Origin of the sequence: Methylocystis parvus OBBP (assembly GCF_027571405.1) — a bacterium.
GTDB lineage: Bacteria > Pseudomonadota > Alphaproteobacteria > Rhizobiales > Beijerinckiaceae > Methylocystis > Methylocystis parva.
In genome coordinates, this window is the sequence record NZ_CP092968.1 from 458,512 (window position 1) to 474,319 (window position 15,808).

16 protein-coding genes are annotated in these 15,808 nt (G+C 65.1%); 8 read left to right on the plus strand and 8 right to left on the minus strand.

All coding sequences use genetic code 11. The features are described from left to right. Window positions 1-42: 42 nt before the first annotated feature. The 5 genes from MMG94_RS02195 to nadA all read right to left on the minus strand — a co-directional run bounded on the left by MMG94_RS02195 (window position 43) and on the right by nadA (window position 4,745). Window positions 43-237 (minus strand): hypothetical protein, encoded by a 195-nt coding sequence (locus MMG94_RS02195; protein ID WP_016919238.1) that lies wholly within the window; start codon window positions 235-237, stop codon window positions 43-45. Window positions 238-402: 165 nt separating this feature from the next. After that, window positions 403-1,254 carry a carboxylating nicotinate-nucleotide diphosphorylase gene (gene nadC / locus MMG94_RS02200; protein ID WP_016919237.1) on the minus strand — a complete coding sequence of 284 codons (852 nt, stop codon included), beginning with the start codon at window positions 1,252-1,254 and terminating at the stop codon, window positions 403-405. Between the two features lie 184 nt (window positions 1,255-1,438). Further along, a complete protein-coding gene (locus MMG94_RS02205; RefSeq protein WP_154420075.1) occupies window positions 1,439-2,983 on the minus strand; it encodes an L-aspartate oxidase in 1,545 nt (514 codons plus the stop codon). A gap of 3 nt (window positions 2,984-2,986) precedes the next feature. Further along, on the minus strand, window positions 2,987-3,607 hold the full coding sequence (locus tag MMG94_RS02210; protein ID WP_154420073.1) for a DUF4202 domain-containing protein: 621 nt from the start codon (window positions 3,605-3,607) through the stop codon (window positions 2,987-2,989). Between the two features lie 52 nt (window positions 3,608-3,659). Further along, window positions 3,660-4,745, minus strand: coding sequence for a quinolinate synthase NadA (gene nadA / locus MMG94_RS02215; protein ID WP_016922145.1), 1,086 nt, complete (start codon window positions 4,743-4,745; stop codon window positions 3,660-3,662). A 341-nt stretch (window positions 4,746-5,086) separates the two neighbouring features. Between nadA and MMG94_RS02220 the strand changes: the two genes are divergently transcribed. From MMG94_RS02220 to MMG94_RS02230, 3 genes are all read left to right on the plus strand, one after another. Continuing rightward, complete coding sequence (locus MMG94_RS02220) at window positions 5,087-7,141, plus strand: putative bifunctional diguanylate cyclase/phosphodiesterase (protein ID WP_016922144.1); 2,055 nt, start codon at window positions 5,087-5,089, stop codon at window positions 7,139-7,141. A 53-nt stretch (window positions 7,142-7,194) separates the two neighbouring features. Continuing rightward, window positions 7,195-8,136 carry an aspartate carbamoyltransferase catalytic subunit gene (locus MMG94_RS02225; RefSeq protein WP_016922143.1) on the plus strand — a complete coding sequence of 314 codons (942 nt, stop codon included), beginning with the start codon at window positions 7,195-7,197 and terminating at the stop codon, window positions 8,134-8,136. Window positions 8,137-8,333: 197 nt separating this feature from the next. After that, window positions 8,334-8,678 (plus strand): hypothetical protein, encoded by a 345-nt coding sequence (locus MMG94_RS02230; RefSeq protein WP_016922115.1) that lies wholly within the window; start codon window positions 8,334-8,336, stop codon window positions 8,676-8,678. Window positions 8,679-8,739: 61 nt separating this feature from the next. Here the strand turns inward: MMG94_RS02230 and cysK are convergent, their stop codons facing one another. After that, window positions 8,740-9,717, minus strand: coding sequence for a cysteine synthase A (cysK, locus tag MMG94_RS02235; RefSeq protein WP_016922116.1), 978 nt, complete (start codon window positions 9,715-9,717; stop codon window positions 8,740-8,742). A gap of 19 nt (window positions 9,718-9,736) precedes the next feature. After that, window positions 9,737-10,540 (minus strand): sulfite exporter TauE/SafE family protein, encoded by an 804-nt coding sequence (locus MMG94_RS02240; protein WP_016922117.1) that lies wholly within the window; start codon window positions 10,538-10,540, stop codon window positions 9,737-9,739. 262 nt (window positions 10,541-10,802) lie between these two features. Between MMG94_RS02240 and MMG94_RS02245 the strand changes: the two genes are divergently transcribed. From MMG94_RS02245 to MMG94_RS02265, 5 genes are all read left to right on the plus strand, one after another. Then, window positions 10,803-11,288 (plus strand): RrF2 family transcriptional regulator, encoded by a 486-nt coding sequence (locus MMG94_RS02245; protein ID WP_016922118.1) that lies wholly within the window; start codon window positions 10,803-10,805, stop codon window positions 11,286-11,288. 78 nt (window positions 11,289-11,366) lie between these two features. Next, window positions 11,367-12,083: a protein-L-isoaspartate O-methyltransferase family protein gene (locus MMG94_RS02250; RefSeq protein ID WP_016922119.1), complete on the plus strand. Its 717-nt coding sequence runs from the start codon at window positions 11,367-11,369 to the stop codon at window positions 12,081-12,083. A gap of 185 nt (window positions 12,084-12,268) precedes the next feature. Beyond that, window positions 12,269-13,648, plus strand: a complete 1,380-nt coding sequence (locus MMG94_RS02255) for a TolC family outer membrane protein (RefSeq protein ID WP_051001185.1) — start codon at window positions 12,269-12,271, stop codon at window positions 13,646-13,648. A gap of 138 nt (window positions 13,649-13,786) precedes the next feature. Then, window positions 13,787-14,440, plus strand: coding sequence for a PopZ family protein (locus MMG94_RS02260; RefSeq protein ID WP_081495757.1), 654 nt, complete (start codon window positions 13,787-13,789; stop codon window positions 14,438-14,440). Between the two features lie 56 nt (window positions 14,441-14,496). After that, window positions 14,497-14,826 (plus strand): FtsB family cell division protein, encoded by a 330-nt coding sequence (locus MMG94_RS02265; RefSeq protein WP_016922122.1) that lies wholly within the window; start codon window positions 14,497-14,499, stop codon window positions 14,824-14,826. 18 nt (window positions 14,827-14,844) lie between these two features. On the opposite strand, the gene MMG94_RS02270 is transcribed toward MMG94_RS02265, so the two are convergent. Then, window positions 14,845-15,732 carry an MBL fold metallo-hydrolase gene (locus MMG94_RS02270; RefSeq protein WP_016922123.1) on the minus strand — a complete coding sequence of 296 codons (888 nt, stop codon included), beginning with the start codon at window positions 15,730-15,732 and terminating at the stop codon, window positions 14,845-14,847. Between the last annotated feature and the right edge of the window lie 76 nt (window positions 15,733-15,808).

The window sequence follows — 15,808 nt, forward strand, 5'->3', positions numbered from 1 at the left end:
TGCGCGCGACGCGGCAAGCGGCGGCGATTTCGCCTTTCGCTATCAGAGATGAGCGCGGATGGCGGCCTTCACATTTGCGCGGTGAAGGCCGGCGACCGCGCTTCTGATCGGCGCGTCGCCGAATTCGCAAAGAACGAGCAGCGCGCCGAGCAGCATCGGAATCGTTCCGCCGGTCCCCGCAGCGTAAGCGTGAAGCGCTCCATAGAGCAGGGCGAAGCCGCCGATAATACCGAGCATGTCAAGCCTCCTTCATTGTGAGGAAGGTTGACGTGAAAAGTTCAGAAAATTGCGATCCGGTTCGTCGAAAGCGCGTTAACGGACGGCAAGACTTCAGCGCGTCGTGAGCGAAGCGAAGCAATCTCGCGCGACGCGACTTTGTCGCCGGCGCTCGTCGCGACGACGTCAGGCGATCGCTATATCGAGACCCAAATCCAGCACGCGCGCGGAATGCGTCAGCGCGCCGACGGAGATGAGGTCGACGCCGGTCTCGGCGACGGCGGCGATCGTTTCGAGAGTCACGCCCCCGGACGCCTCGCAGATCATCCGGCCGGCGACCATCTCGGTCGCCTTACGCAAGTCGTCGGGCGGCATATTGTCGAGCAGCACGGCGTCGACGCCCTCGGTGAGGACGTCCTGCAACTGGTCGAGCCTGTCGACCTCGATCTCGATCTTGACGAGGTGGCCGACGAAAGCCTTGGCGGCGCGCAGGGCGGGGACGACGCCGCCGGCGACGGCGATGTGGTTGTCCTTGATAAGCACGGCGTCGTCGAGACCGAAGCGGTGATTGGCGCCGCCGCCGCAGCGCACGGCGTATTTCTCGAAGGCGCGCATAAGGGGCGTCGTCTTGCGCGTATCGCAGACCTTCGCCTTCGTATGCGCAATGCGCGCCGCATAAGTCGCTGTCAGCGACGCGATCCCGCAAAGTCGGCCCATAAAGTTCAGCGCGACGCGTTCTGCGGAGAGAATAGCCCGGGCGGGCCCTTCGATGCGCGCGACGATTTCGCCCGTCTCGACTCTGGCTCCGTCCTCGCCCCAGGCTTCGAAGGCGACGTTCGAATCCATCTGCGCAAAGGCCGCGCGCGCCAACGCCAGTCCCGCGACGACGCCCGCTTCCCGCGCTGCGATGACCGCTCGGGCGTTGGCGCTCGCCGGGATCGTCGCTTGCGTCGTGACGTCGCCCGCGCGGCCGAGGTCCTCGGCCAGCGCAGCGCGTACGGCGTCGTCGATGAGGATGGGAGAGAGGTCGAAGATCATGGGCGTTGCTCGTAGCGCGGCGATACTGGGCGCGCTCTTCCCTCCCCCTTGCGGGGAGGGGCAGGGGTGGGGGTCAACGATCTTGGGCGTATGTCTCGGCTGGCCCCACCCGACCCCGCTTCGCGGGGCCACCCTCCCCGCAAGGGGGAGGGATGAGATCGTGGCGCATTCGGGCAATGGGACATCAGAGCCCCACCTCGTCCGCGATACGTAAGGCGTCCGCCAGCGTCATTTGCGAGCGGCGGGCGAAGGCGGGGTCTTCCTTCGGGAAATCCGAGCGGAACTGCGCGCCCCGGCTTTCCCGCCGCGCCAGCGCCGAAGCGGCGATGAGCAGCGACGTCGTCAGCATGTTGGAGACTTCGATGTCGTTCGTGCGCGCGGCGAGGCGGCGGATGGCCTTCAGGGCGCCGGTCAATCCAGCGGCGTCGCGGATGACGCCGACATTCGCCGACATGAGGTCGCGCAACTCTTCGACGACGGCGAAATCACGTTCATGCGCTGGCGGCTCCATACGCTCCGACGCAATGCGTAAATCGATTTCGGAAAGTTCCGCCCCTGCGATGTCGGCGGCCGCGCGCGCGCCGAAGACGACGGCCTCCAGGAGGGAATTGGAGGCGAGGCGGTTCGCGCCATGCACGCCGGTCGAGGCGACCTCGCCGATCGCCCAGAGACCGGAAAGGCTCGTGCGCCCGCGCGCATCGGTCCAGACGCCGCCCATATGGTAATGCGCCGCCGGGGCGATGGGGATGAGCTGCGTCACCGGGTCGACGCCGGCGGATTTACAACTTGCGTAAACAGTCGGGAAGCGGTGTGGGAATTCTTCGCCCACGGCGGCGCGGGCGTCGAGAAAAGCCCCGCGCCCCGCCTTGATGCTCGCAAAGACGCCGCGGGCGACGACGTCGCGGGGTCCGAGTTCCCCGGCGGGATTTACGTCCAGCAGAAACCGCTTGCCCGCGCGGTCCACGATGATCGCGCCCTCGCCGCGCAGCGCCTCTGTCGCGAGCGGCGCCGGATCGGCGTTGATGTCGATCGCGGTCGGATGAAACTGCACGAATTCGGCGTCGGCGATAATCGCGCCCGCCCGCGCCGCCATGGCGACGCCGACGCCGCGCGCCTCCACAGGATTGGTCGTCACGCGATAGAGATGGCCGACGCCCCCCGTCGCGAGAATGAGCGCGGCGCAGGGAATGTCGCAGATGCGCCCCGAGGCGTGGCGCGCGCGCACGCCGACGACCCGCCGGCCGCGCGTGAGGATCTGCTGCGCGGAGTAGCCGTCGACGACTGTGATGGAGGGCGTGTCCTTCACGCGCTTCTCGAGCGTCTCCATGATGGCGCGGCCCGCCGTGTCGCCCATCACGCGGACGATGCGGCGATGGGAATGGGCCGCCTCCTGCGAGGGCGCGAAATGGCCGTTGGTCTTGCGGTCGAAGGGCGCGCCCCAGGCGGCGAGGTCTTCGACGCGGTCGCGCGCTTCGCTTGCCATGCCGAGCGCGATCTCGCGATCGACGATGCCGCCGCCGGCGGCGACCGTGTCGTCCGCATGGCGTTCGGCGGCGTCGCCTTCCTCGACGGCGGCGGCGATGCCGCCCTGCGCCCAATAGGAAGAACCGCTGGCCCCGACGGGCGTCGGGGCGAGAATGGCGACAGGGCGGGGCGCGAGCTTGAGCGCGCAGAAGACCCCCGCGAGGCCGCCGCCGACGATCAGGATGGGTGGGAGCTTGTCGGGCATAAGTTAATCGAGCGAGACGGCGGCGAGCTTTGCGAGCGCGGCGGCCTCTTTTTCCACGGCGGCGGCGATAAGGGCGCGGGCGCGGTCGGGCAGGGGAAGCGCGAGCGCCGCCGCATGGCCCCTGGGCGACATTTTGCAGAGCGTCTTGCCCAGAATGTCGACGATCTTCGCGTCGTCATAGCCGGCGTATTTTTCGAGAAACTCGTCGAAATAATGCGCCAGGAAGACAACGGCCGCGACATTCTCCAGCGCCTGCGATTCGGGGTCCTTTTTGATCTGTTCCTTGCGGATCAGCGCGCCGACATGGGCGATCGACGCCGCGTCATAACCGTTGGCCCGCATGATCTCGTCCGCGAGTGCGGCGTGATGGATGCGGCAGGCGCGTCGCCAGTCATTGTAGCCCTTGCGGCCTTCCGGATAGTCGGCGCGCGGGATCTCCCAGCGCTTGAGATGCTGGGCGCGAGCGGCGATTTTGAGGAGATCCGAGGCGTCAGGGTAGATGGCGGCGAGACGCGCGCTCATGCGCTCGGCGTACAGGATCTCGAAGGCGCGGCCGTCGACCCTGCGCGGATCTTCGGCGTTGGCCGCGTCGATGGCGGCGAGGACGGCGTCGAGCGCGGACATGCGGATCTCCATAAGGGTCTCGCTCGTCCCGGCGAGGAGGACCGAGTCCTCCTCAGCCGAGATCGATCATCCGCTGCACGCTCTGACGCGCGCGGGCGGCGACGGCCGGGTCGACGACCACTTCATCGCGAAGATAAAGCAGGCTGTCGAGGATCTTGGGCAGCGTGATGCGCTTCATATGCGGACAGAAATTGCACGGGCGCACGAATTCCGTGCCGGTCGTCTCGGCCGCGATATTGTCGGCCATGGAGCACTCCGTCACGAGCAGCACGCGCGCCGGCTTCTTGTTGCGCACATAATCGATCATCGCCGCCGTCGAGCCGGAGAAGTCTGAGACCTCGACGACTTCGCGCGGGCATTCGGGATGGGCGATCACCTTGAGTCCCGGATGATCGGCCTTGAAGCCCTCGATCTCCTCGGCCGTGAACAGTTCGTGCACCTCGCAGGCGCCTTCCCAGGCGATGATCTTGACCTTGGTCTGCGCGGCGACGTTCTGCGCGAGGAAACGGTCGGGAACCATGATGACGGTGTCGACGCCCAGGCTCTCCACGACTTTCACGGCGTTGGAGGAGGTGCAGCATATGTCGACTTCGGCTTTTACGTCGGCGGAAGTGTTCACATAGGCGACGACCGGGACGCCCGGATATTTGCGGCGCAGAGCGCGGATATCGGCGCCGGTGATCGAGGCGGCGAGCGAGCAGCCGGCTTCGGCGTCAGGGATCAGAACCGTCTTTTCCGGGTTCAGGATTTTCGACGTCTCGGCCATGAAATACACGCCGCCCTGAACGATCACGTCGGCGTCCGATTTGCTCGCCAGCTTGGCGAGCTGCAGGCTGTCGCCAATGTAATCCGAGACGCAGTGATAGATTTCAGGCGTCTGATAGTTATGCGCCAAAATCACCGCGTTGCGAGTCTTCTTGATGTCATTGATCGCTTTTACGTAGGGCGCGTGAAACGGCCACTCGACCGGCGGAATCACCCTGGAGACGCGCTCATAAAGATGCGCGGTCGCAGCTTCGACCTCGGGCGTCCATTCGAGATTGGGGCGCGGCAGCACGGGGAAGCGCGCTTTCGGCCTGGCCGTGCGCGGCGTTTCGGGCGAAAGCCCGCGAATGAGTTCGACGGTCTGAGACGTCATGGATGCCTAACCCCTACGTTGACGCCTGCGGCTCTTATGCTCGAATTGAGTATAAGGCGCCCCTACAAAAACCCCGCGGCGAACCCCGCCCGGAGCGCTCATTCATTAGAGTTTAATGACGCAATAGCGCGCCCGCAACCCCAACTGCGGAGTAGATATGCTCCCCTTGAGTATAAAGCAAGGCCCGAGGGGTGCGACAGGGTGCGACGAAATGTTAAGTCTAGCTGCGATTCAGCCGGCAAACTTTAAAAAGTAGCAAGGACTGCCGTGGAATGTGGCTGGATCGGATTCCTGTCGGCTCGCTTTGGCGCGGCCGGGAGGAAATAGGATGCAGCCCGGTCATGTTTATTTTTTCAGCAATTTCCGAGGCCTTCTCTCAGCCGGGAAGCGGCGGCGTTTCCAAGGAGAGCCGCCTTGCGCGATTGCGCCATTTTTTCGAAGGCGATCCCCTCGCTTTTGACGACGCCCCGCTATCGCCCGCCGTACGTGGACGGTTTCGCGCCGAGCAGCTGGGCGATCTGGAGCGTTGCACGCCGGTCCTGATGCTGGCGTCCTGCTTCAGCGCGCTCGCCTTTTGCATTTCCGTTTGGGAAACGTCTTTCGCCGATCCGGCGAAGATATGGGCGACTCTGATTTTCGCGCTCGCCGGCGTCATATATGCGCGACGGATCACCGCGCCCCCGCGTCAGCCGCGCGCCGCTTCCGCGCGCGGCGTCTGGCGCGCCACAGCCAATGCGCTCCTGCATGGCTCGCTATGGGGGGCGATGCCGCTTTTCTTCTTCAACGACGCGTCGATGCGGCATCAATTGATGATGACTGGCTTCGTCTTCGCGACCCTGTTCGGCGGCAGCTACGCGCTCAGCATGATCCCCGGCGCGCTGCTCGCGCACGCCATCCCGATCTGGGCGGGATTCACCATCGCGATCCTGTCCCAGCGCGACTCCGTCTTCGAGATCGTCGCGGCGACCGCCGGCATCTATACTTTTGTCGTCTTGACCGGCGCCATGAAGCGGGCCGGCGCGGCCGCGCGGCGTTGTGCGGCGGAGGCCGCCGCGCAGGAAGGCGCGTTGCGGGATGAACTCACCCTCATGCCGAACCGGGTCGCCTTCCGGGAAGAGCTGACGCGCTCCTTCGCGCGTCTCGCGCGGCGCAACGAGCGCTTCGCGCTGATGTGTTTCGATCTCGACGGCTTCAAGAGCGTCAACGACTCGATGGGCCACGAGGTCGGCGACTCCGTGCTCGTCGAAGCGGCGCGCCGGCTGAAAGCGTCGACGCGCGAAAATGACCTCGTCGCGCGCCTTGGCGGCGACGAATTCGCTCTGATCGCCGTCGACATCCGCGGCGTCGAGGATGCGGTGACGATCGCCCAGCGCATTCTGGCCAATTTCCGGTCGTCCTTCGAGATCGACGGCCGTTCCGTTCCCATGTCCGTTTCGATCGGCGTCGCCATCGCGCCCTCCGACGGCGTCGACCCTGAAAGCCTGATGCGCAACGCCGACAGCGCCATGTATGCGACGAAACAGTCGGGACGCTGCGGCTATACGCTGTTTCGCGACCGCTTCGGTTTCGTCGCCGAGCGCAACACGCTCGACGCCGAGCTCGATCGCGCCTTCGCGCAGCGCGAGCTTTTCATGGTCTATCAGCCCTTCGTCGACACGCAGACGCAGGAGACGACAGGCTTCGAGGCGTTGCTGCGCTGGCGCCATCCGGTGCGCGGCGTCCTGAGCGCCGGCGAGATCGTCCCGCTTTTCGAGCGCGTCGGTCAGATCGACCGGGTCGGCGCCTGGGCGTTGCGGGAGGCCATGACGGCGGCGAAACATTGGCCGCCCCATCTCAGAGTGGCGGTGAACGTCTCCGCGCTGCAACTTCGCAAACCCAATTTCGAACAGATGGTGCTCGACGCCCTCGACGCGAGCGGGCTCGACCCGCACCGGCTGGAGCTGGAGCTGACCGAGACGGCGATGATCCTCGACGGCGAGAAGGCGTTCGAGATGCTGGCCAATCTGCGCCGCCTCGGCATAAAGACCGCGCTGGACGATCTCGGTACGGGCTATTCGTCTCTCGCCAATCTCGTCGGGCTGCCGCTCGACCGGCTCAAGATCGACCGCTCCTTCGTCGCCAATATCGAGACCAACCCGATGTGCAGCTCGGTCGTAAAGCTGACGATCGAGCTGGCGCGGTCGCTGTCGTTGCTGATCACCGCCGAGGGCGTCGAGACGGAATGCCAGTTCAAGATTCTCAGCGATCTCGGCTGCCGCGAGGTTCAGGGCTATCTGTTCAGCTATCCGCGGCCGGCGAACCAGGTGGCGAGCCTGTTCGGCGTCTGCCCGATGGTCGAATCCGGCGCGCCACGACCGGCGGAAAGCGATGCCCCGCCCATCACCGCCGTCGGCTGAACGGACGAATTCGAGGGTCGCGGCGGACGGCAAAGCTGCTATAGACGGTCGCCATGCAGGCAGACGTCATTTTCCCGTACCGCCACCTTCTCGGCATCGAAGGCCTGAAGCGTCCGCACATCGAAGCCCTGCTCGACATGGCCGAGCAGGCGGTCGAAGTGTCCCGCCAGGTCGAGAAGAAGCGCTCCAACCTGCGCGGGCGCACGCAAATCAATCTGTTCTACGAACCGTCGACGCGGACGCAGGCCTCATTCGAGATCGCCGGCAAGCGCCTCGGCGCCGACGTCATGAATATGTCCGTGGCGCGTTCGTCCGAGTCCAAGGGCGAGACGCTGCTCGATACGGCGATGACGCTCAACGCGATGCGGCCCGACATCATCGTCGTTCGTCATGCGCAGGCGGGCGCGGCGCATCTTCTCGCGCGCAAGGTGGATTGTTCGGTCGTCAACGCCGGCGACGGCGCGCATGAGCATCCGACGCAGGCGCTGCTCGACGCTCTCACCATCCGGCGCAACAAGGGCCGCATCGAGGGGCTGAACGTCGCCATTTGCGGCGACATTCTTCATTCGCGCGTCGCACGCTCCAACATCATCCTGCTGTCGGCGCTCGGCGCGCGGGTTCGGGTCGTCGGCCCCTCGACGCTCGCGCCCGACAGCCTCTCGCGCCTTGGCGTCGAGGTGCATCACGACATGAAGCGCGGCCTCGCCGGCGCCGACATCATCATGATGCTGCGCCTTCAGAAGGAGCGCATGGCCGGCGCGCTGGCGCCGAGCGCGCGCGAATATTTCCACTTCTTCGGCCTGGACGAAGAGAAGCTCGCCTATGCGGCGCCCGAGGCGCTGGTGATGCATCCGGGGCCAATGAACCGCGGCGTCGAGATCGATTCTGGCGTCGCCGACAGCGCGCGGTCGCTGATCCGCGAGCAGGTCGAGATGGGCGTCGCCGTCCGCATGGCCGTCCTGGAGGCCCTCGCGCAGCACTTGCCGAATGTGTAAGATCGCCAGCAAATGGGTCTAGCGGCTTGCTTCAAATTAAGTTGCGAGGTTTGGGACCCCCACCCCAATCCTCCCCCTTCCAGGGGGAGGGAGCGGAGACGCCGCTTGCGTTCTTCCCTCCCCCTGACAGGGGGAGGGTCAGGGAGGGGGGCTCCCAGCTCTTACGGGATGCGCCCGAGACCTGAAAGAGGTGAGAAATGCTCAAGTTGGTCCGCTTCCTCGGATTGGTGTCGCAATCGATCTTCATCCAGTTCGTGCATGTTTTCGGCCTTGTGGCCTTCGTCGCCTCGGCGGCGCTCGGCTGGTTCCGGCTGCCGTCATGGCTCGTTCCGGTCGTCGCCGTCATCTCGGGGGTGGTCGCCGATAAGTATATCGACGAGAGCTCCGTGACGGGAATTCTCGAAAAGGCCTCGCTCGCCAATCAGCGCGGCGGCTTTCTGCTCGTCGTCTATTTCGTGATCTGCGCGGTGGGCTATGTGACCGGCGCCTATGGACGCAACTATATGCGCCGGGGGCTGCCCGCCATCGGCGCCAAGAAATAGACGGTCGCCGTTCGCAAAGAGGGCCGGGGGGCGGCGTCGCCCATCCGGCCCTTTTTCTGTTTTAGAGCCCCTCGAACAGCGCCGTGGAGAGATAGCGCTCGGCGAAGGAGGGGATGATCAGCACGATATTCTTGCCTTCGGCCTCGGGACGATTGGCGACTTCAAGCGCCGCCGCAACGGCCGCGCCGGAGGAGATGCCGACCGGAATTCCTTCGATGCGCGCCAAAAGCCGAGCGTTGTCGAAGGCGGTCTGATTGCCGATAGTGACGATCTCGTCGATGACGGCGCGATCGAGGATCGGCGGCACGAAGCCCGCGCCGATGCCCTGGATCTTGTGCGGTCCCGGCGGCCGGCCGGAAAGCACCGCCGAATCCTCCGGCTCCACGGCGACCACGCGCAGCGCCGGATTGCGGCTCTTGAGCACCTGGCCGACGCCCGTAATCGTGCCGCCCGTGCCGACGCCGGAGATGAAATAGTCCACCTTGCCGTCCGTGTCGTTCCAGATCTCCTCCGCCGTCGTGACGCGGTGGATTTCGGGATTGGCGGGGTTCTCGAACTGCTGCGGGATGACGGCGCCGGGAGTCTCCGCCGCGAGCTCGCCCGCTTTGGCGAGCGCGCCCTTCATGCCTTGCGAAGCGGGAGTGAGCACGAGCTCGGCGCCGAGCAGGGCCAGCATCTTGCGGCGTTCGATCGACATGGATTCCGGCATGACGAGGATCAGCCGATAGCCGCGCGCCGCGGCGACGAAGGCGAGGGCGATGCCCGTATTGCCGGAGGTCGGCTCGATAAGCACGGTCTGGCCGGGGGAAATCTTGCCGCTCTTCTCGAGCGCCTCGATCATGGCGACGCCGATGCGGTCCTTGACGCTCGCGATCGGATTGAAGAATTCCAGCTTGGCGAGAAGATTGGCTTTGACGCCCTTGTCCTTCGCCAGCCTGTCGAGGCGTACGATCGGCGTGTCGCCGATCGTCTGCGTGATCGAATCGTAGATGCGGCCCCGGCCCGGCTTGGCGGACGGCGTGAAGCTCGTATCCGACATTTTGTTCCTCCCCTTGTTCTCAAATCGACAGCTTGACGCCTACCGCCGCCATCATTGTCGCAAGCGCCGGCCTCAAATAGTGGTCGGGAACGCGGGCGGCGAGGTGACTGCCAATGGCGATGCCCGGCAGAGAGCCGATCAGGAGAGAGAATAGCAAGAGCCAATCCACGCCGCCCATCAGCCAATGTCCGACGCCGGCGACGAGCGTCAGCGGCACCGCATGCGCGATATCGGAGCCGACCAGACGCACGGTCGGCGTGCGAGGATAAAGCGCGAGCAGGATCGTCATGCCGACCGCCCCCGCGCCGACGGAGGAAACCGACACGAGAACCCCGAGGAAGGCGCCGAGCGTCATGGTGAGGGCGCAGACCCGGCGGTCGCTCATATCGTCGAGATGATGCGCGATGTAATCGAGGATCCAGCGACGGAAGAGGATGGCGGCGGCGGTGAGCAGAAGCGCGAAACCGAGCGCAGAAGTGATGAGGCCGTTGGCCGCATGGCCGGCGGTCTTGCCGAGCCAGGACAAGGTGACCAGCGCGGCGATGGTCGCCGGGACGGAGCCGCTGGCCAGCCGTCGCGTAATGCGCCAATCGACCGTGCCGTTGAGGGCGTGGACCAGCGTCCCGTTGCTTTTCGTGATCGCCGCATAAAGCAGGTCCGTGCCGACGGCCGTCGTTGGCGCTATTCCGAAAAGGAGCACCAGGATGGGGGTCATGAGCGAACCGCCGCCGACGCCGGTGAAGCCGACCAGCCCGCCCACAACGAATCCCGATAAGGAATACAGCGGATTAAAGGCATGGAGCGCATCGGCGAGCATGGACATGGCGGCGACCCTTGACTATTCCACTGTATTCTCATGTTAATTGACGCAACGCACGGGCTTTAGGCGTCAAATGCCTGACTCATAAACCCATGCCCGTCAATTGTCTATTAGTCCACTAAACTAGTTGGCCTCAATTGCCCAGCTCGGAGGGGCTAATATGAAAAAACTCAAATATGTGATTTAGTCACGAGATCAGCCCGACACGCTGGAATATTCTCGTCCGAGTCGCTCCGCTCGCGCGAAGCTGTGGTAAAAAATCCCGATGCTGACAAAAAAAGCCAAATACGGCCTCAAGGCGATGGCCTATCTCGCCGGGGTCGAGCCTGGGCAGACCGCTCTCGTGGCGGACATCGCCGCCGCCAATCAAATCCCCAAGAAATTTCTCGACGCCATTCTCAGCGAACTGCGCAACGCCGGCTATGTCCACTCCAAGAAGGGGAAGGGCGGCGGCTATATGCTCGCGCGCCCCCCGGGCGAGATCAGCGTCGGCAATCTCGTCCGCACCCTGGACGGCCCCCTGGCTCCGATTCAATGCGCCAGCCGCCGCCTTTACCGCAGGTGCGAAGATTGCCTCGACGAGACCCATTGCGCCGTCCGGCTCGTGATGATCGAGGCCCGGGACGCCATTGCGCGGGTGCTGGACAATACGTCCCTCGACCAGATGCGCGCCCTCGGCGAGGCGGGCATGACGCTTCTGGACGGAGCGGCCGCCAAGGCTTCCGGCTCCGCAGCCATGGACATGGCGTGAGCCGGAACCTATAAAGCCCGCGTCGGCGATACCGGCGAATTCAGCAAAAATAGAGGCCGGCGGCGCGCCGGGATGCCAATGTCGGAAGCAGCGGTGGCGACGGTTCGTCGCGATACGGAGCAGGGACAAGCGGTCGCCGAGTTGCGGCGCACCATGGTCGACCGTCAGCTTCGTCCTTTCGACGTGACGGACGTTCCGCTCCTTGAGCGCTTTCTCGATGTCCCGCGCGAACTCTTCCTGCCGGCCAGTCAGGGGCCGCTCGCCTATTCGGACCTCGCGATCACGGTCAAAGGCGCCGGAGGCCATAAGCGCACGCTCCTGCCCCCGCTGGTTCTCGCCCGCCTGCTGCAGGGGGGCGCGCCGCGCCCCGGCGAGAAGGCGCTCGACATTGGCGGCGCAGGCTATTCGGCCGCGCTTCTGTCCAGCCTCGTCGGCGACGTCGTCGCCCTCGAAAGCGATCCCGAGCTCGCGGCCCGCGCCAAGGAAGGCCTCGCGGCCATCGGCGCCAAAGACGTGCGGGTCGAAACCGGACCGCTCGAGAAGGGCTTCGCGGCTGCGGCCCCTTATGACGTGATCTACGTGCAGGGAGCGGTGGAGGCCGGTCTGGACGCTCTATTCGCCCAGCTTGCGCCCAATGGCCGCCTTCTCACGATCGTGACCCCGGAGACAGGCGCGGGTCAGCATGTCGTGCGATATGAGCGGCAGGGCGGACAGGCGGCCGGACGGGTTTCTTTACTCAGCGCAAATGCAACAGTGCTCGAAGGATTTGCGAAACCGCAGGCTTTCTCCTTCTGACGCCACTTTTCTGCCTCATTTGCGTTCCTAGCGTTCTCGTGTCCGAGTGTTGATTTTACCGGAAGTCGCGCAAATTGCTGAGCTTACGGTTAAGTTTGGAATATCGAGAGGAATGCTGGATGGGTGTGGCGGCGCGGTGGCGGTCGTATGCTGTCAAGTTTAAGGCGGCCGCGATTATCGCGGTCATGACGTCGGTCGCTCCCCTTGCCGCCGGGGGGGCGCGCGCTGAGTCGCTCTATTCCGCGCTGGCTCGCGCCTATTCGGGAAACCCGGACCTCAACCAGAGCCGCGCAAACGTCCGCGCTCGGGATGAGGACACGCCGAGGGCCGAAGCCGGTATGCGCCCCAAAGCCAATATTCAGGCGACCTGGGGACCGCAGTGGAGCAACGTGAAGCTTCCGGCCGGTCGCAACCAGCTCGATAACGGCCGGTCTTATTCATACGATCAGTATCTCGGATATCCGCGCGGTTCGACGCTCAACGTGTCTCAAAGCGTCTTCGACGGCGGCGCGACGGAGAATTCCGTCAAGCGCGCCGAGTCGGGCGTCTTCGCCGCGCGCGCGACGATGCGGCTGACCGAGCAGGCGACGCTGCAGAACGGCGCCACCGCTTATATGAACGTGCTGCGCGACACGGCGGTGATGAATCTTCGCAAGAACAACATCGCCGTTCTCGAGCAGCAACTGAAGCAGACCCGCGACCGCTTTCAAGTCGGCGAAGTGACCCGCACGGACGTCGCCCAGGCCGAAGCCTCGGTGGCGCAGGCGCGCTCGGAGCTGTACGCCGCGCAGGCGCAGCTCAAGACGAGCGTCGCCGGTTACCGACAGATCATCGGCGTCGAACCCAACCGTCTGGAGCCGGGGCGTTCGCTCGAGCCGTTGCTGCCCAAATCGCTCAACGAAGCGATCGGCATTGCGATCATCGAACATCCCGGCGTCGTGTCCGCGCTTCATCAGGTCGACGCGGCGGAGCTTGCCGTGAAAGTGGCCGAGTCGGCGCTGTCGCCGACATTGTCGGTCAACGCCCAGGTTTCGAACCAGTACGACAGCTTTCTCGGCTCGCCCGGTTCGCGCTACCTCTCCCTCGGCGCGACCGGACAGCTCAACATTCCACTCTACCAGGGCGGCGCGGAATACGCCTCGATCCGGCAGGCGAAAGAACAATTGGGACAGGCGCGCCTGAACGCCGACGTGCAGCGCGACAGCGTGCGCGCCAGCGTCGTGTCGAGCTACGGCCTTCTCGAAACGGCGAAGGCGTCGATCGTTTCGGGACAAGCCGCGGTGAAGGCGGCGGAGACCGCGCTCGCGGGCGTGCGCGAAGAAGCGAAGGTCGGCCAGCGCACGACGCTCGACGTGCTGAACGCGCAGCAGTCGCTGCTCAACGCGCGCGTAAATCTCGTGCTTTCGCAGCGCGACCGCGTCGTCGCCTCTTATGCCGCGCTCGGCTCGATCGGCCGACTGTCCGCGGGAGAATTGAACCTCGCCGTGTCGCTTTACGATCCGGCGATCCATTATGATCAGGTGCGTTCGAAATGGTTCGGCGTCGATACGCCCGACGGGAGATGAGTTTCACGAAGCGGATGACAGGGCGCTTCGAAAGGTGTGGAATTCGCTATGGTCGTGTTGATTCGCGCGCTGCCGACGGTCACAGATAATTGATCAGACGCGAGCAACACGTCGTCAACCATTGCAAGAAAGCACTCCATGAGCGCAGCCAACGCGTCCGCCCCGTCCCCATCTCTCCAGGATGAGATGCGCGCGCATGAGCCGTCGATGGAGGAAATTCTCGCCTCGATCCGACGCATCATCGCCGACGACGATTCACTGCCCGGCGCGCGCCGCGAGGGGCGGCGCCAGCAGGAGCCGGGTCTAGAGCCCGCTTCCGCCGCCCAGAACGCTTATCCCGCCCCGGCGCTGGAGCCGCCGGCGCCGCCGCAATTGGAGCCTGTGGAGGAGCGTCCGCAGCTCGCGCCTGTCGCCGAGATCCGTCAGCTCCGCCTCAATCGCGCTGCGCCCGAGCCGGTCGCGGAAGAACCAGCCGCGCATGATGAAACCTACGCGGACGACCCCGAACCCATGGAAGCGCTGGTCGCCGCGGAGGAAGAGGCGCCGCTCGAAAATTACGAGCCCTATGACGGCGCGCCGCTCGTCTCGCAGGAAGCCGCTTCCTCGATCGCCTCGCATTTCCAGGCGCTCGCGACGAGCATGTTCATCAATGACAGCGGCTTGATGCAGAAATACGCGCAGGAGATGATGCGTCCGATGCTCAAGCAGTGGCTGGACGACAACCTCCCCGTCATTGTCGAGCGGCTTGTCCGCGCGGAAATTGAGCGCGTCGCCAGGGGCGGACGCCGCTGACGGGTTTTATTGGCCCGTTAACGCTACCTACAGAAGTCGGCCCTATTCTGTGGATCATGCACAGACTGGGCGTATTCCTTCGTTCGCTGATTCTCCCCGTGACGCTCTTCTGCGTCGCGGGCGCCGTCGCTTCCTATTTCGTCTGGCACGGCGTCAACGGCCAGCGCGGGCTCAAGACCGGCGAGGAATATGAGCAAAAGCTCGCGCAGTTGCGTTTACAGCGAGACATGCTGAAGCTTCAGCGCATGCAGTGGGAAAGCCGCATCGCCCTGATCAAGGGCGAGAAGGTCGACGCGGACATTCTCGAAGAGCAGACGCGCAAAAGTCTCGGCCGCGTGCGCAGGAACGAAGTCGTGATTCTGCTGCCGCAGGGCGACTTGCGGTAAGGGGCCGGCGAAGACCGCTCAAGCTCGCTTCAGCGCATATGTCCCCGTCAGGCTCAGCGGCCCGTCGCTGACGACAAGGTCGCGCGCGACCAGATCTTCGAGATGCGCAAGCACGGTCATCGCCGCCGCGCCGTGCAGGCGTTTGTCGACACTCTCATAAATCCGCGCCACCATGGCGGAGATCGTCGCGTCGCCGGCTTCGAGCCGCTGCAGGATCGCCGCTTCGCGGGCGCGGCGGTGATGCTGGAGGGCGCGCAGATAGCGCGCAGGGTCGCGCACCGGCTCGCCATGGGCCGGCCAGTAGACGCTGTCGTCGCGAGCCCGGAGGCGCTCGATCGAGGCCATATAGTCGGTCATCGAGCCGTCCGGCGGCGCGACGACTGTCGTCGACCAGCCCATCACATGATCGCCCGTGAAAAGCGCCTTCTCTTCGAGAAGCGCGAAACAGAGATGGTTCTGCGTGTGCCCCGGGGTCTGCAGCGCCTCGATCGTCGCGCCGCCAAGGGCGATCCTGCCGCCATCCTCGAGGATCTGATCCGGCGCGTAGGCGGCGTCATGCGACGCGTCGAGGCCCGGGCCCTTCACGCGGAGGCCGGCGCGGGGCGCATAGGGCGCGCATCCTTTGATCGGCGCGCCGGTCGCCTCCTTCAGCGCGCGGGCGGCGGGCGAATGATCGCGATGCGTATGCGTAACGAGAATGCAAGCCAGACGCTCGCCGGCGACGGCCGACAGCAAAGCCTCTATGTGCCGCTGCTCGGCAGGGCCGGGATCGATAATCGCGACCTCGCCGGCGCCGACGACATAGCTGCATGTGCCGCGATAGGTGAAAGGTCCGGGATTGGGCGCGACAAGGCGTCGAATGAGCGGAGAGACGCGCTCAATGCTTCCTTTGACCGCCGCGTCCATTCTCGCCGCCTCCGCTTCTCGCTAAAAGATAGGCGTTTTGGGGCGGGGGTTCAAAAAGCGCGGCGGGGAGCCGCAA

Excerpts from the sequence above, each read along its gene's own strand:
- nadA (WP_016922145.1), bottom strand. The coding sequence starts at position 4,745 with ATGACGTCTCAGACCGTCGAACTCATTCGCGGGCTTTCGCCCGAAACG.
- cysK (WP_016922116.1), bottom strand. The coding sequence starts at position 9,717 with ATGTCGGATACGAGCTTCACGCCGTCCGCCAAGCCGGGCCGGGGCCGC.
- MMG94_RS02255 (WP_051001185.1), top strand. The coding sequence starts at position 12,269 with ATGACGTCGGTCGCTCCCCTTGCCGCCGGGGGGGCGCGCGCTGAGTCG.
- MMG94_RS02225 (WP_016922143.1), top strand. The coding sequence starts at position 7,195 with ATGCAGGCAGACGTCATTTTCCCGTACCGCCACCTTCTCGGCATCGAA.
- MMG94_RS02195 (WP_016919238.1), bottom strand. The coding sequence starts at position 237 with ATGCTCGGTATTATCGGCGGCTTCGCCCTGCTCTATGGAGCGCTTCAC.
- MMG94_RS02220 (WP_016922144.1), top strand. The coding sequence starts at position 5,087 with ATGTTTATTTTTTCAGCAATTTCCGAGGCCTTCTCTCAGCCGGGAAGC.
- MMG94_RS02245 (WP_016922118.1), top strand. The coding sequence starts at position 10,803 with ATGCTGACAAAAAAAGCCAAATACGGCCTCAAGGCGATGGCCTATCTC.
- MMG94_RS02260 (WP_081495757.1), top strand. The coding sequence starts at position 13,787 with ATGAGCGCAGCCAACGCGTCCGCCCCGTCCCCATCTCTCCAGGATGAG.
- MMG94_RS02230 (WP_016922115.1), top strand. The coding sequence starts at position 8,334 with ATGCTCAAGTTGGTCCGCTTCCTCGGATTGGTGTCGCAATCGATCTTC.
- MMG94_RS02205 (WP_154420075.1), bottom strand. The coding sequence starts at position 2,983 with ATGCCCGACAAGCTCCCACCCATCCTGATCGTCGGCGGCGGCCTCGCG.
- MMG94_RS02265 (WP_016922122.1), top strand. The coding sequence starts at position 14,497 with ATGCACAGACTGGGCGTATTCCTTCGTTCGCTGATTCTCCCCGTGACG.
- MMG94_RS02250 (WP_016922119.1), top strand. The coding sequence starts at position 11,367 with ATGTCGGAAGCAGCGGTGGCGACGGTTCGTCGCGATACGGAGCAGGGA.
- MMG94_RS02270 (WP_016922123.1), bottom strand. The coding sequence starts at position 15,732 with ATGGACGCGGCGGTCAAAGGAAGCATTGAGCGCGTCTCTCCGCTCATT.
- MMG94_RS02210 (WP_154420073.1), bottom strand. The coding sequence starts at position 3,607 with ATGTCCGCGCTCGACGCCGTCCTCGCCGCCATCGACGCGGCCAACGCC.
- nadC (WP_016919237.1), bottom strand. The coding sequence starts at position 1,254 with ATGATCTTCGACCTCTCTCCCATCCTCATCGACGACGCCGTACGCGCT.
- MMG94_RS02240 (WP_016922117.1), bottom strand. The coding sequence starts at position 10,540 with ATGTCCATGCTCGCCGATGCGCTCCATGCCTTTAATCCGCTGTATTCC.